This window comes from Cutibacterium sp. KBN10P07758 (assembly GCF_050286205.1).
Lineage (GTDB): Bacteria > Actinomycetota > Actinomycetes > Propionibacteriales > Propionibacteriaceae > Cutibacterium > Cutibacterium acnes.
This window is the reverse complement of the sequence record NZ_JBNNQV010000001.1, coordinates 1095645-1109872: the sequence shown is the minus strand read 5'-3', so window position 1 is coordinate 1109872 and position 14228 is coordinate 1095645. Positions and strand designations below refer to the sequence as shown.

Below are 14228 nucleotides of genomic sequence, written 5' to 3'. Positions count from 1 at the left end.
CCTGGCGTTGATAGTCATCACGGTGAGATTTAGACGGTGACATGCGGCTTGATCTTCTCGAACGTCTTTGCCCCGATCCCAGAAATCTCCCGTAATTGGTCGACCGAGGCGAACTGTCCGTGTTCCTGACGCCAAGCCATGATCTTGCCCGCCATTACTGGACCGACCCCGTCAATCGTCTCAAGCTCGCTTTGATTTGCAGTGTTGAGATTAACTGGAGCTTTATCGCTACCCGAAGCCGCTGCTACTCCAGAACTACGTCCCGACCCTCCAACAGCCCCCGCCGGACCGCCAGCGCTTTGGTCGGGTGGTGTCACCGCTCCGTCTCCACCCACGGGGATCCATACCTGACACCCGTCACAGACCGGGGCAGCAAGATTGAGACGACCGGGGTGGGCGCCCGCCGTCATCCCGCCCGCGGCTTCAATGGCATCAGCGACACGGGCGTTGGGATTAACCGTGTACACACCGGGATGCTTCACTCGTCCGGCCACGTGAACCTGGATGGGTGCGCCCACTGCGGGCGTCGTCGTTGCGACCGGGAGCGCGGCGGGCGTGGTGCTTTCGGACGACGCTTCTGACTCGGTTGTCTCCCTGCCGGGCATAGTCGTGCCCTCGGGCACCGTTGACACCATGACAGCGCCCGCTGGCACTTCGGTAGGTTTCGAGCGCATCAGCCAGACAGCGATGACGGACAACACCACAACGAGCAATACCCCCACTGCTGAGGCATGGACTCGGCTCACTGTTCGTCGAGGAGTTGGAGTCTCCTCCTGGGCCGGTTCCTCCTCCGCTGGGGTCGCCGAGCGCCGGGGCCCCAGGTTTCGGGCAGGCAGCCGCGCGATGAGGTCTTCAAGACGGTCTCGGTAGTCGTCGTTCATACCTTCAGTTGTCGTCGGGACAACCGAATTTCGCCAGGCAATTTCAAACCTGTGGATAACACGATGCGGCGGCCAGCCTGCTATCCACAGGCCCGCCGCCTCGTGCCGGAACGGGTTAAGTCGTTATTTCGCGACGATTGATATCATCTTCGGCAGCTTGGCAATGATCTTGACGATCTCCTTGCCTTCAGTAAACCGCTGCACATTAACGTCGGCTAAAGCCACCTCGCGGGCCTCGGCCTCGGTGATATCGGGGCTCACTGTGAGCTTAGCGCGTACCTTGCCCGTCACCTGGACGACCATGGTCACCTTGTCGGCTACCAGCAGCTTCTCGTCAGCAGTGGGCCAATGAGAGTTGGCAACGGAGGGCTCCAAGCCGAGCATCTCCCACATCTCCTCAGCCAAGTACGGGGCCACTAAAGATAGCGCCTGGGCAGTAAAGGTGACAGCCTCGCGCACTGCAGGATCAGCCGGGCCGCACCCCGAATCAATGGCCTTACGGGTGGCATTGACCAGTTCCATGATCCGCGCCACAACGACGTTGTAACGCCCGCCCTCCAGCAACTCGGTGATGTCGGCGATGCTGCGATGGGTAACCCGACGCAGGGTGGAGTCGCCTTGTGTCAGGTCAGCGTCAGGATCGCTCGTGACCTCAGAGGCCACGCGCCAGGCACGCTGCAAAAACTTTAGAGTCGAGGCCGGTGAGACGTCGGCCCAATCAATGTCCTCATCTGGCGGACCGGCGAAGATAACGGTGGTACGTACTGCGTCGACACCGAACTCGTCGATCTGCTTGCCGAGGTCCACGCCATTGCCCAGCGACTTCGACATTGCCCGGCCTTCATTGATGACCTGACCCTGGTTCATGAGCCGCTGGAACGGTTCAGTGAAGTCGACCATGCCGAGGTCATGCAGCACCTTGGTGAAGAACCGGGAGTACAGCAAGTGCATAGTGGCATGCTCAACGCCACCGATGTACTGGGCTACCGGCATCCAACGACGAACTGCCTCCACGTCAAACGGGCCCTTGTCATAGTGCGGACAGCAATAGCGCATGAAATACCACGACGAGTCCACGAAGGTGTCCATGGTGTCGGTGTCACGCTGGGCAGCTCCCCCACACGACGGGCAGGCCACCGAACGCCATTCGCTGGCCTCTTCACCAGCCAGCGGTGACGTACCCTTGGGCGCAAGTTCGGCACCGCGGAGATCGGGCAGCTTGACTGGCAGCTGATCGTCAGGGACCGGGACGTCGCCGCAGGACTCACAATGGATGATCGGGATGGGGCATCCCCAGAAACGCTGACGGCTTAGCAGCCAGTCGCGCAGCCGATAGGTGATTGTCGGCTCACCGATCCCCTTCTCGCCAAGGAACTCACACATTGTCGCGATGGCCTCAGTCTTAGTGGCGATGCCATCGAGGAATCCGGAGTTTTGATAAGCGCCATCACCCGTCGTAGCGACCCCAGACTCGCGAGGATCAGCCTCGCCAGTGTCGATGACCGGGATGACGTCAATGCCATATGTGCGGGCGAAGTCGAGGTCACGCTGGTCATGGGCGGGCACAGCCATGATGGCACCCGTCCCGTAGTCCGCCAGCACATAGTCACCAGCCCACACCGGAACCTTGGCACCATTGACAGGGTTAGTCGCCTCGACCCCGAGGGGCACCCCGGTCTTCTCGTGATCGGTGGCTTGCCGCTCAATTTCGGACTTCTTCTTGACCTCATCGAGGTAGGTTTCAAAGGCTGGCCGGGCCTCATCGGAGACGATCTCCTGGGCCAGGGCCGAGTCAGGAGCCACCACCATGAAGGTAGCTCCGTACAGGGTGTCCGGACGGGTGGTGAAAACCCTCACTGGCTCCTTGCGACCATCAATCGTGAAATCAACGTAGGCGCCTTCGGAACGACCGATCCAGTTGCGCTGCATCGACAGCACACGCTCGGGCCATTTACCCTCGATCTGGTCCATATCGTCGAGCAGACGCTGAGCGTAGTCAGTGATGCGGAAATACCACTGGTTGAGCTGACGCTTGGTGACGACAGCACCACAACGCTCGCAACACCCATCCTTGACCTGCTCGTTGGCGAGCACCGTCTGGTCGTTGGGGCACCAGTTAGCCCAGGAGTCCTTACGGTAGGCCAGTCCCTTTTCGAAGAAACGGTTAAACAGCCACTGGGTCCAGCGGTAGTACTCCTCATCGGAGGTGTGCAGCCTCATCGACCAGTCGAAGGAAACCGCGTACCGCTTAAAAGAGGCCGCCTGAGTGTCGATATTGCGGTAGGTCCATTCCGCAGGATGGGTCCCGTGCTTGATCGCGGCGTTCTCAGCCGGCAGACCGAAGGAGTCCCAGCCCACCGGGTGCAACACGTCGAATCCACGCAGACGCCAGTAACGGGCCAGCACATCGCCAATGGCGAACGCCTCAGCATGTCCCATGTGAAGGTCACCGGAGGGGTAGGCGAACATGTCAAGCACGTAGCGACGCTCCCTGGAGCCGTCATCAAGGGAGGCGAAGGTGCGGTGCTCCTCCCAATACTTGGACCACTTCTCTTGGGCTGCGACTGCGTCGTAGCCCGTTGTCTCGCGCACCTGGTCGCTCACGTCACACCTCTCGGATCCACTACGGGTCTAACCAGACCCGCGACACATATGGGTTTGAGTCTAGCGAAACCTCCCCACACCAAGCGTCAGGGTTCCCTGTCCTTCCTTGTAGGCAGTCTCGGACAAGGGCACAGTAACGGAGTGAGCATCACGGCGCACGGCGTGAACACGCCTAGGGAGGAGACGGAGATGTCCTCTATCCCGAACATGTCTGCCTTGGCCCTCGCCCACGACGCTTCTTCGACCGAATCAACTCGCTCTTCGACGCCCAGCCGTCAGCCTCACGAACCTGACAAGGGCACGGGTAGCCTCAATTCGAAACTCAATTGGTTACGTGCCGCAGTGCTGGGCGCCAACGACGGCATCATTTCGACAGCCGGCATCGTGATGGGCGTCGCTGGCGCCACCGTCAACCGTTCCTCCCTCCTTATTGCTGGTCTGGCTGGTCTGACCGCCGGCGCTTTGTCGATGGCTGGCGGCGAGTATGTCTCCGTGAGCTCCCAGCGCGACATTGAAAAGACCGTCATGGCTAAGGAAACCGCTGAGCTACGCGACTTCCCTGACGAGAAGCTTGAGGAGCTCACGGGGATCTACACGGAAAAGGGGTTGTCCCGTGGCACTGCTCGTCAGGTGGCTCTGGAACTCACCGCCCACGACCCGCTGCGTGCCCATGCCGAGGCCGAGCTAGGCCTTGACCCCGACGAATACACCAACCCGTGGCATGCCGCCTTCGCCTCGATGGCGGCGTTCACCGTCGGCGCCCTAGTGCCACTGCTGGCCATGGTATGTTCCCCGACGGCGACCCGGGTCTACATCACCATCACCGCAACGATCGTCGGCCTGTTCCTCACCGGTTTGGGCTCGGCTCTTGCCAGTGGCAGCGGAAAGACCCGTCCAGTCGCCCGCAATATCATCGTCGGTATGTGTTCCATGACGATCACCTATCTCACCGGTCACCTCGTCGGTACGCGGGTGTAACTTCCGCCGCTACGCCGATAAGTTGATCTCCTCGTCTACCTGCTCTTCTAAAAATGGGTGGGCAATCACTGCCGGGTCATGGTCCATCACGTCCCACAGCTTGGGCGGTACAAAAGCGTCAACGATGACTGTCAGCGCAGCTGGCAGGTCGGCTGTTCCCACCATGAATTCGCATCGCCGAGCGCACACCGCCGCCACTGCTCCTTCACCGCTCAACCATCCTGCCAGTCCGCACAGAGACAGCGGTGCTGGCGCCATCCGATCAGGAATGATCTCGACTGCTCGACTCCATATTCTGAGCCACCGTGACGCGTCGGCCCGTTCCATTGACATCCACAGTCTGCGCGCTACGTCGGAACGCTGGACGGCAACCGCTAGCTCCGTCACAACCGCATCGTTGATCTCATCGCCAGACTCAAAGAGGGCTTGACACCTGACCTCCACGGTGTTGTCATCTTTGCGGGAAAGCCGCCGCCGGGAATTGGCCAGGAGTCTGCGGGTATCTGGATCACAGGTGCGCCCAGGGCCCGAGAGTTTATCGACGAGGCTGGTGCGACTGGGCAGGACGGTTAGCCCGCGATAGACCGCTTCGGCTGCAATGGTCGGATCCGGAACAAAGCGGTGGTTTTCGCCACAACCCTGTTCATCGCAGAAGATACTGCGCCAATACTCACCGTCAGTCCACGCGGCGTCACCAATATTCATGCCCTTCATCGCCTCGACGGCCGATGCCAGAGTCACCATACCGCGATCTTGATCTTTGCTGAACGCTAAGACGACCGTTCGACCCTGCCCTGCCAAGGGACCGACCCGCGCAGCGAAGGCATTCATAGCCGGGGCGGATTCGAGGCCATCGAGATCAGCTCGGGCAACGAAACCCTGACACGCGGCACCGTCGTCGGCGACAATCATGAGCAGGCTCTCAGTAGGCTGAAATCCCAAGAGGTACGGCGCCAAGGTCACCGCTTCTTCGACGGTTCTGACGGTCAGCGGATCACGGTTATCAGCGGTGGAGGAATGTAGTGCTGTCATACCTCCAGTTGTCGTCTCGACCCCGCCACATTCGCCAAGCAATTTCGAATCTGTGGACAACTCCCATCTGCGCCACCTTGTCTTGACGCCATGCTGTGGACAACATCAGCCGCGCGCAACAACGTACAGTAGAGCCACCATGAACCAACCGCCTGACATCAACCAGTACCGGCCGCCGAAACGCCACGGCGGCTGGATCGCCGTCATCATCGTGACAGCGCTCGTCGTCGCGCTGGTCATCGTTGCACGCCGGGTCACGACCGAGCCGGCGAACCCCGTCACGCCGACGCCGTCCCCCATTGCGACATCCGCGTCCTCGACTCCGACGCCCATTCCGGCATCGGCTACTGCGGTCGCCTCCTCTTTACCCTTCTCCTCGAAGGATGATGACACCGAGGGGAGGTGGTCAATCGACCACGTGGAATGGGGACCTAACACCGTCACCCTGACGATGACCATCGCGGTCACCAAAGGTTCTTTGACCGACTACACCTTCTTCATCATGGAGAACCAGTCAACCGATATCCATCAGGCGAGCCAGCCCCCTACAGGCTCACTCGGCACTGGTGTATCCCAAGGCCACAAGGTTCACGGCACGATCACGATCGATTGTCCACGAACCGATGCCACCGTCATGCTTACCCACGGGTCAGGGATGTCCTCCCCCATTTCGGCATTAATGATCAGAGCGTAGCTCGCGCCTCATACAAAGCATGCGCATGAAGCGCGAGCCTGGCATCAGCCGACCTCTCAGTCAGCGCATCAGACAACCGCGATGCGCGGGTAACGCGGCTGCCACATCGCCGAGAACACCTTCTCAACTGGATTGTCCGTGACCTCGGTTGCCACGCCCTCCTCCATCGCCTGCTGGGCAACAGCAATGGCCACAGATGCCGACAATGGCCTTAGGCTCTTGATTGACGGCAACAGCGAAGCTCCCACAACGCGGTTATCGATATGCATCGCCACCGCCTCGGCAGCGACCGCGATCATGCCGCTAGTGACCCGGGACGCCCGAACAGCGATAGTTCCCAAACCAATTCCTGGGAACACCAGAGCGTTATTCGCCTGCGCGATCTGATAGGTCACACCATTGACCATGACTGGCTTGAACGGCGAACCGGTCGCGACCAAAGCACGTCCGTCAGTCCACGTGAGTACGTCGGACGGCAGGGCTTCAGCCTTACGGGTCGGGTTCGACAGTGGCATGATGACCGGACGCTCACACTGGGCAGCCATCGTCTTGACGATGTCCTCGGTGAAGGCACCGGGCTGGGCGGAGCAGCCGATAAGGATCGTCGGGTGGACGTTTCGTACCACGTCACCGAGCGTGTACTGGTCTGGGCTATCGAGGGTCCAGCCTTCCAACTCCTCTTTACTGCGGGCGAAGGGTTGCTGAAAGTCGCGCAGACGTAAACCTTCGCGCAACAAGCCATGGGATCCAAGCCCCCAGAAATGGGAGCGAGCCGTCTTTTCGTCAGCGCCCTGGCTCACCATAAGCTGCACCAGCAGGTTGGCAATTCCGGTACCAGCCGAGCCCGCCCCATGGATGACAATGCGGTGATCATTCAGCGGGATCCCCGACGACTTAACGGCGCTCAGCACTGCCGCGACGACGACAGCCGCGGTGCCCTGGATGTCGTCATTAAACGTGCAGTAGTCGTCGCGGTATTTGTTGAGAATCCGGGTGGCGTTGCCGGCCGCAAAATCCTCCCAGTGCAGTAGGGCGTGGGGGAACATCCGGTGAGCGGTCTCGACATATTGCTGGACGAACTCGTCGTAACGCTCGCCGCGCACGCGGGGGTGACGTACCCCAAGGTAGCCATCGTCGTTAAGACGTTCCATATTGTCGGTACCGACGTCGAGAATGACCGGGAGCACGCGGTGAGGGTGAATCCCTGCAGCTGCGGTGTATACGGCTAGCTTTCCTACCGTGATCGCGACGCCACCGACACCTTGGTCGCCGATGCCCAGGATGCCCTCCGCATCGGTGGCCACGATGAGGTCGACGTCGTCAGGGCCATGACCCAACTGTGCGAGAGCCTGCTCCATGTCTTCCGGATCATCGATGGACAGGTAGATGCCGCGCGGACGGTCGTACCAGTGGCTGTACTCCTCAATCGCTTTGCCGATGGTCGGCGTGTAAACGATTGGAAGCATCTCCTCAATATGCTCGGCAAGGAGGCGGAAATACAGCACCTCATTGCGGTCATGCATGTGGTTGAGGTACAGGTACTTGGCTAGGTCATCAGGCTGCGCCGAATACTGTGCGTAGACCCGCTTGAGCTGATCAGTGATTGTCATGACACCCGACGGCAACAGGCCGGTGAGACCAAGCGCCTTTCGCTGCTCGATAGTGAAGGCAGTGCCCCGATTGGCCAGAGGGTTCGTCAACACCTCCTGGCCACGGGCCGCAATCCTTAGAAGGCCTCCGTCGTCATCATGCGCATACTGAAAGGGAACTGACATATCCCCTAGCTTATGCGGTCAGCAGCACAGATGTTCATCGGGTCAAGCGATCGATGACAAAGTGTCACGCAGCCGTTCCGCTGAAGCCTTGAGAGAAGCGATTTCTTCGGTATCCATAGCAACGGGGACGACCCCCTCAATGCCGTCACGGGAGACAATGCAGGGCATCGATAGGGCCACCCCCGATATTCCGTGCATGTCCGTCATGACGCTCGACAATGGCAGAACGGAGCGGCCTGGACGGAGCAAAGCCTCGGCTAGACGAGCGCCCGTCAAGCCAATGGCGTAGTTCGTAGCGCCCTTGCCCTCAATAATCTTGTAAGCCGCGTAAGCCGCCTCGTGGGCTAGGTCAGCCAGTACATCCTCGGTAAACACCCGGTTACCGTCAACTGCCCAGTCGCGGATCGGTACACCGGAGATATTGGCTGTCGACCACAGCGGAAACTCCGAGTCGCCGTGCTCGCCCACAATGGTGGCATGGACATGACGCTGCTCGACGTTGGCCCACTGACGGATGAGCCAACGCAGCCGCGAGGTGTCGAGCATCGTACCGGTGGAAAAAACACGGTTGGCGGGCAATCCGGTGGCCTCCTGGGCAACGACGGTGAGGACGTCACACGGGTTGGTCACTAGCACGAACAGGGCGTTCGGGGATTGCTCAACGAGCTGTGGCATGAGGGAACGCAAAATATTGGCGTTGACGCCGGCGAGGTCTAGGCGAGTCTGGCCCGGCTTTTGTCTGGCCCCAGCAGTAATGAAGACGACGTCAGAGTCAGCAGTGTCGTGGACGTCAGCACCGCCCATGACCGAAGCAGGGGTGAACTGAGTGCCGTGGGCGAGATCCGCCACCTCGGCCTCGACCTTGTCCTTGGCGATGTCGTAGAGGGATACCAGGCCGGCCGATCCACGGATGAGGCAGGCGTAGGCCAGTGAAGAACCGACTGAACCAGCACCGACAACGGAAATTTTGGAGGCGCGACGAGTGGCGTCAAAAGTGCTCATGACGGTCATCTTAAGGTGCCTTCGCGCCTGATTCAGAACGCTGCGCACCAGGTCCGCTCATCTGAACAAGATGCCAGCATCTATGGCCATTTGTGCACGTCTCCACACCAGGCCATGGTCATCATTCCTTCGCCGTACGCCACGCCTCCGCAAGTTCCCGTGCACTGGACTTGGGGTCGGTACTCCGGCAAATCGCCGAGACGACGCTCAGGCCGTCACATCCCACCCGGGCTACGTCTTGAGCATCGGATGCGCTCACCCCACCGATGACGCACACCGGCCACGGGCTGGCGTTGACGACATCACGAATCTCAGCCAGGCCGAGCTCCCCAGCCTCAGGTTTGGTTCCAGTACCATGCAGGGCCCCAACTCCCAGATAGTCGACGATGTCACGCCCCTGGGACAGGGCGGCCTCCACATGGGCGGGAGTCTGAGCGGACAAGCCGATGAGTAGATCGTCGCCCAGAATCGCACGGGCCTGGTCGACCGGCATGTCAGACTGCCCAACATGGACACCATCGGCCCCAATTTCGGCAACGAGATGTACGCGGTCATCAATGATGAGGGGCACCCCTCCCGACACACAGATCTCTCTGACGCGTCGCCCCAAAGCGACGAACTCGTCATCGGACAAGTCGTGGTCGCGGAATTGGACCAGAGTCACCCCGCCGGCGATAGCGTGGCGCACGGTCTCAACAACCTCGTCAGGTCCGCCACACTGGGCGGTGTCGGTGACGAGGTAAACCGACAGATCAAATTCAGGCCGTGACATCACGGAGCCCTCCCCGCTCACCAACCTCGTCGGGTGATACCAGGAATAATTCGTCAACAAGAGCTTGCGCGAAAGCCCCCGGACCAGCACTGCGCTCAGCTGCCCGTTCGGCGGCCACACACAACATGGCGGTCGCGGACACGGCCGCGATGAGGTGGTCATTCTGGATTCCCGCAAAGGCTGCCGTGAGAGCTCCCAGTGAGCACCCAACTCCAGTAACCCGCGTCATCCACTCATGCCCCGATGACACGATCACATGCCGGTCCGCATCGAGGATGTGATCGACGGGGCCGCTAATGGCCACTACGCAGCCGTAACGGCGGACGAGCTGAGTCGCGGACGCCAAGGCATCCTCAACAGCATCTCCTGCCTCCGGACCTCGAGCGGAGGCACCAGTACCGGCCAATGCCAACACCTCAGAGGCGTTCGCCCGGATGACGGCTGGAGCGGCGACGTCCAAGGTATCCAGGGCCACCCGAGTGCGCCATGGCATGCCTACCCCCACCGGGTCAAGTACCCATGGTGTGTTGCTGCTTGCGGCACCGCGCGCAGCAGCAATCATGGCCTCAGCGGTCTCCCGGTAGGGAGTTCCGGTGTTGACGAGTACACCGTCGGCAATGGAGGCGAATCCCTCGGATTCCTCGGGATTGTCGACCATGGCAGGAACCGCCCCTGCAGACAGCAACACGTTAGCGGTGAAATTAGCCACGACGATGTTCGTCAGGCACTGCACCAGCGGCTTGTCTCGGCGTAATCGCTCTACAGATTCCGCCACCAAATTCGACAATTCAGTCATGTCAACCACTCCCTTCGCCGGCATGATCCGGACAGGTTCCGGCGGTCGGCACCTTCGTGGCGCCCTCTCAGCCCACAGCGATCAGTGGGCTCCCGCGTCGTTGCCTTCTAACCTACCGCCGTGCCGTGCGCTCACGACGGTCCTCGCCCTACTAATCGGGAAATGCCGTCTCAAACCAGCTCCAACTAGGCAAAGATCCGGGTGACACCATGCCGGCATAGCCCCCACCTTGACCCTGACGTTGAGGTTCTCGACGCTGCTACGTCAGAGGTTGCCGAGACCGAAACCTCGTTGTCATGGAGAGCTGTCGGGGACAAAGAGATGCTGTGCAACGGCCTATGACGACTTGACACGTTGGATTCCGCAACTGCAGCAGCCACCAGTGACGAGCACAACATCTATCACTGTAAAGGACAGCAAGGCCTGTAATGCCGTCTATCCATCGTGGACGCCGTTAAGGCCACCAAAGAACCTCCAGATGTCACTGTCAACGTCGTAAATCACTCCGCACCGCTCGATCTGGCGTGTCGAGGACCCCTAAACCACCCCGTCAAGTCACGGCCTCGGTCAATCCTTTGAGGCAGGTACAGGCCCTCGACATCAGGATCATCTAATTGGTCAGATCGTGTCGAGCGAGGTGCCACGAGTTTCGCGGGCAAACATGTACGTCATACCGCCAATGACTAGCAGCACAGCGAACAGGATGAATGCCGGAAATACCGCGTCCAGGGTGACATTCTGCTTGACGGCAGATCCGCCCACCATGAGTCCCATAAGCGCCGGACCGATGATCTTGGCGGTGGCGCCGATGCCGTAGCCCAGTCCCAGACCAGTCGAGCGAGCTTCGTTGGGGAATTGCTCGGCGCCGAAAGCATTGAGGATGCCGAAGGCGCCGTCGGCGAAGGCCATCGCAATGAGGACACCGACGAAGAAGATCTGCCAGCCCCAACCCAGGCGGGCCGAAAGGGCGATGATGAGAGTCCCGCCAGCACCGATGAGGCCAAACGACAACATGGTGGCTCTCCGACCAATGCGGTCTGCCAGCCATGCTGATAGGAAGCGCCCGATGAGATCGGCCAGGGAAACGAACATGAACAGGGTCCCGACTTGCTCGGGAGACTTGCCAAAGCCGGTCTTGAGCAGGGTCTGGCCCCACGACTGAATCGTAAAAGAGCCCAGAATGAAGCAGAATGATCCCAGACTGACGATGAGAAGACTCTTGCGGTATTTACCAAAGACAAGTGAGTAGGAAGCGTCTTGGACGTGTTCAACGGCAGGCAAATCTCCAATGTCGTCAGCGGGCATATCGAGTGCCCAGGCTAGGGCCTCGCGTGCTTCCTTATCACGCCCATGACTCTGTAGGAACCGTGGTGATTCGGGCACGAAACGGATCCACACCAGCAGGAAAACAGGAATGGCGCCCAAAGCGATGAGGGCACGCCAATTATCGCCCAGTGCATTTTGTGCTAACGACCCCAAGAACAGACCGAGGGGGATGAATACCGACGCCAGGCCGGCAAGAAGACCGCGCTGCTTAGCAGGCACGAACTCCTGGACGTAGGGAATCGAGGTGATATTAAGTCCGCCGACTCCGATCCCCACGCCAATACGCAAAATGGCGAGCATAATCCAGCCACGATCTGGGGTGAACACTGATACTACAGTGAACACGACGAACAGGAGCACGCACCAGAAGAAAGAGGAGCGGCGTCCGATCTTGTCGGCAAGACGTCCCCACATGATGGCACCAATGACCGTCCCCAGACCGGAACAGGCGAGAATGACGCCCGCCTCAGTGCCAGTCAGATTCCATGGCTTAGTCAGGACGGATACGACGAAACCCATGAGGAAGATATCAAAGAACTCGGAGATATTTCCGACGACGGCTAGGGCAACAAGATTCTTCTGATTGCGCGTTAAGGGACGCGAATCGATGAGGTCTAGAGCTGATTGTTTGGGTGTTGTTGAGGTGGACATGTGAGTGTGTCTCCTGTCTGCGCTGTGATCAGGTTCAGCGCAGAATGTCGGTATTCGGGGGAATATTGAGTTCGCTAGGGCTCACACGAGTCAGATCACCGTAATGGGTTAGAGCGTAGGCGGAGGTCCGCTGTCCATAATGGATTCCCTGCACCACGTCACCTCCGAGATACCCGTGAAGGGTTCCCGCGACAAAGGAGTCTCCCGCGCCCGGGCGGTCGATGACGGGCACCTGAACCACGGGGAACGTGCAGTCGCCGCGCTCGGCGTCCGAGAAGTACACACCATTGATTTGATCGGTAGACACGACCGTCGGGACCCCAAACAGTTCACGCAATTCGCGGCATGCCTGCTCCCCATCAGATTCGATGCCGAAGACGGCCTTGCCATCACGCACCGAGCAGAAGACAATATTCGACATCCTTGCAATTGGTTCCAACACCTCACGAGCGTGCTCCGGACCCCACAGCAGGGACCGGTAGTTGACGTCGAGGGCGACGGCAATGCCACGGCGGTGAGCCTCGTCAACGAAGTGACGCACCACAGCCGCAGTATTCTCGGTTAAGGCAGCGGTGATGCCAGTGACAAAGACCAGACGGGTATCGAGCAAGGCCTCCCAGTCGAGGTCCTCGACGGTGACGTCGCGGAACGGGGTGTGCTCCCGGTCGTAGAGCACGCGGGCAGGCATCGGATACTCACCGGGCTCCATGAAATACAACGCGACGCGCCCTTCGGGCTTCATACAGATGTGGGAAACGTCGACCCCAACACTGCGGAACTCGTTGACGACCCGATCAGTAAGATCGCCCTTCGGCATGACAGAGGCCCAACAGGTACTGCGCCCAAGTTGAGACAACAAGCCGGACACATTGGCCTCGGAGCAGGCTGCGGTGGCACGCAACTGCTGGGCATTAATGAGACGTTCACCCTTATAGCAGGTGAGCCGGATCTGCCCCTCGCCGATGGTCGAGATGTCGTAGGTCATGCCGTCACCCCCGTGGATGCTGCCGCAGTGCCGTAACGGTTGGTGTATCGATCGTGGTTGGAGTCGATCTCCGACTGTGGAAGTGGGGAGATCTCGCCGATGAGTTTGGCGTAGGTGAGGGTCTTGGCGACGTCCTCAACCATGACAGCTGCTTTGATGGCCTTCTCGATCGAGGTGCCGACAGTGAAGACACCATGCTTTTTGAGTAGCACCGCTGGCGACTGGTCAATGAACCTCATGATCTGCTCACCAATCTGTTCAGTGCCAATCTGGGCGTAGTCGCCGCACGGCACTGGCCCCCCAAACTCATCAGCGATGGCCGTCACTGCACAGGGGATGTCCTGGCCAGTGGCCGCCCACGCGGTGGCGAAGGTGGAATGGGTGTGGATAATGCTCCGAATGTCGTCGCGACGTCGGTAGACATACAAGTGTGAGGCGGTATCGGAGGACGCTCCTCGATGCCCCTCCACGACCTTGCCGTCAAGGTCGACAACAACCATATCGTCCGGGGTCATAGCGTCATACAGCATCCCGGACGGCTTGATGACGACAAGGCCGGTCTCAGGGTCCCGAGCGGACAGGTTGCCCGAGGTCCACGTCACAAGTCCATGACGGGGCAGTTCGAGGTTGCCTCGACAGACGTCTGTCTTGAGCTTTTCAAGCATGAAGGGTTCTCCTTTGAACAATAATGAAAATTTGTAGAGGCGCAGAACTGGGCGGCCCGGAATTCAT

At 59.9% G+C, this 14228-nt stretch carries 13 protein-coding genes and 1 riboswitch; of the genes, 2 read left to right on the top strand and 11 right to left on the bottom strand.

What is annotated here, in order from left to right:
• Window positions 1–29: 29 nt before the first annotated feature.
• Together ACOYO3_RS05490 and leuS are read right to left on the bottom strand one after the other, a co-directional pair.
• Complete coding sequence (locus tag ACOYO3_RS05490; protein ID WP_002525032.1) at window positions 30–881, bottom strand: helix-hairpin-helix domain-containing protein; 852 nt, start codon at window positions 879–881, stop codon at window positions 30–32.
• Window positions 882–1004: 123 nt separating this feature from the next.
• Complete coding sequence (gene leuS / locus ACOYO3_RS05485) at window positions 1005–3485, bottom strand: leucine--tRNA ligase (protein WP_002525619.1); 2481 nt, start codon at window positions 3483–3485, stop codon at window positions 1005–1007.
• 48 nt (window positions 3486–3533) lie between these two features.
• On the opposite strand from leuS, the gene ACOYO3_RS05480 reads away from it, so the two are divergent.
• Window positions 3534–4463: a VIT1/CCC1 transporter family protein gene (locus ACOYO3_RS05480; protein WP_002525034.1), complete on the top strand. Its 930-nt coding sequence runs from the start codon at window positions 3534–3536 to the stop codon at window positions 4461–4463.
• Between the two features lie 9 nt (window positions 4464–4472).
• Here the strand turns inward: ACOYO3_RS05480 and ACOYO3_RS05475 are convergent, their stop codons facing one another.
• Together ACOYO3_RS05475 and ACOYO3_RS05470 are read right to left on the bottom strand one after the other, a co-directional pair.
• Window positions 4473–5495, bottom strand: coding sequence for a DUF4192 domain-containing protein (locus tag ACOYO3_RS05475; protein WP_002519064.1), 1023 nt, complete (start codon window positions 5493–5495; stop codon window positions 4473–4475).
• A gap of 105 nt (window positions 5496–5600) precedes the next feature.
• Window positions 5601–5954: a hypothetical protein gene (locus tag ACOYO3_RS05470; RefSeq protein ID WP_002519065.1), complete on the bottom strand. Its 354-nt coding sequence runs from the start codon at window positions 5952–5954 to the stop codon at window positions 5601–5603.
• Here ACOYO3_RS05470 and ACOYO3_RS05465 point away from each other — a divergent pair.
• Window positions 5947–6189 (top strand): hypothetical protein, encoded by a 243-nt coding sequence (locus ACOYO3_RS05465; protein WP_002519066.1) that lies wholly within the window; start codon window positions 5947–5949, stop codon window positions 6187–6189. The genes ACOYO3_RS05470 and ACOYO3_RS05465 overlap by 8 nt on opposite strands.
• A 68-nt stretch (window positions 6190–6257) precedes the next feature.
• Here ACOYO3_RS05465 and ACOYO3_RS05460 read toward each other — a convergent pair whose 3' ends face one another.
• From ACOYO3_RS05460 to ACOYO3_RS05430, 7 genes are all read right to left on the bottom strand, one after another.
• Window positions 6258–7964: an NAD-dependent malic enzyme gene (locus ACOYO3_RS05460; RefSeq protein ID WP_002517790.1), complete on the bottom strand. Its 1707-nt coding sequence runs from the start codon at window positions 7962–7964 to the stop codon at window positions 6258–6260.
• A 42-nt stretch (window positions 7965–8006) separates the two neighbouring features.
• A complete protein-coding gene (locus ACOYO3_RS05455; protein ID WP_002515491.1) occupies window positions 8007–8975 on the bottom strand; it encodes an L-lactate dehydrogenase in 969 nt (322 codons plus the stop codon).
• Window positions 8976–9087: 112 nt separating this feature from the next.
• Complete coding sequence (thiE, locus tag ACOYO3_RS05450; protein WP_002515453.1) at window positions 9088–9738, bottom strand: thiamine phosphate synthase; 651 nt, start codon at window positions 9736–9738, stop codon at window positions 9088–9090.
• Window positions 9725–10558: a hydroxyethylthiazole kinase gene (thiM, locus tag ACOYO3_RS05445; RefSeq protein ID WP_002515615.1), complete on the bottom strand. Its 834-nt coding sequence runs from the start codon at window positions 10556–10558 to the stop codon at window positions 9725–9727. Before thiM ends, thiE begins: the two co-directional genes overlap by 14 nt.
• A riboswitch (TPP riboswitch) is annotated at window positions 10527–10640 on the bottom strand. It overlaps the preceding gene by 32 nt.
• A 512-nt stretch (window positions 10641–11152) precedes the next feature.
• Window positions 11153–12511, bottom strand: a complete 1359-nt coding sequence (locus ACOYO3_RS05440) for an MFS transporter (RefSeq protein ID WP_427305801.1) — start codon at window positions 12509–12511, stop codon at window positions 11153–11155.
• A gap of 34 nt (window positions 12512–12545) precedes the next feature.
• Window positions 12546–13496, bottom strand: a complete 951-nt coding sequence (locus ACOYO3_RS05435; RefSeq protein WP_002513840.1) for a sugar kinase — start codon at window positions 13494–13496, stop codon at window positions 12546–12548.
• Window positions 13493–14161: an L-ribulose-5-phosphate 4-epimerase gene (locus ACOYO3_RS05430; protein WP_002517932.1), complete on the bottom strand. Its 669-nt coding sequence runs from the start codon at window positions 14159–14161 to the stop codon at window positions 13493–13495. Before ACOYO3_RS05430 ends, ACOYO3_RS05435 begins: the two co-directional genes overlap by 4 nt.
• Window positions 14162–14228 lie beyond the last annotated feature (67 nt).

Coding starts and splice junctions, on each gene's coding strand:
- ACOYO3_RS05475 (WP_002519064.1), bottom strand. CDS start 5,495: ATGACAGCACTACATTCCTCCACCGCTGATAACCGTGATCCGCTGACC.
- ACOYO3_RS05465 (WP_002519066.1), top strand. CDS start 5,947: ATGACCATCGCGGTCACCAAAGGTTCTTTGACCGACTACACCTTCTTC.
- ACOYO3_RS05470 (WP_002519065.1), bottom strand. CDS start 5,954: ATGGTCATCGTCAGGGTGACGGTGTTAGGTCCCCATTCCACGTGGTCG.
- ACOYO3_RS05480 (WP_002525034.1), top strand. CDS start 3,534: ATGGGTTTGAGTCTAGCGAAACCTCCCCACACCAAGCGTCAGGGTTCC.
- ACOYO3_RS05440 (WP_427305801.1), bottom strand. CDS start 12,511: ATGTCCACCTCAACAACACCCAAACAATCAGCTCTAGACCTCATCGAT.
- ACOYO3_RS05455 (WP_002515491.1), bottom strand. CDS start 8,975: ATGACCGTCATGAGCACTTTTGACGCCACTCGTCGCGCCTCCAAAATT.
- ACOYO3_RS05490 (WP_002525032.1), bottom strand. CDS start 881: ATGAACGACGACTACCGAGACCGTCTTGAAGACCTCATCGCGCGGCTG.
- thiM (WP_002515615.1), bottom strand. CDS start 10,558: ATGCCGGCGAAGGGAGTGGTTGACATGACTGAATTGTCGAATTTGGTG.
- thiE (WP_002515453.1), bottom strand. CDS start 9,738: ATGTCACGGCCTGAATTTGATCTGTCGGTTTACCTCGTCACCGACACC.
- ACOYO3_RS05430 (WP_002517932.1), bottom strand. CDS start 14,161: ATGCTTGAAAAGCTCAAGACAGACGTCTGTCGAGGCAACCTCGAACTG.
- ACOYO3_RS05460 (WP_002517790.1), bottom strand. CDS start 7,964: ATGTCAGTTCCCTTTCAGTATGCGCATGATGACGACGGAGGCCTTCTA.
- ACOYO3_RS05435 (WP_002513840.1), bottom strand. CDS start 13,496: ATGACCTACGACATCTCGACCATCGGCGAGGGGCAGATCCGGCTCACC.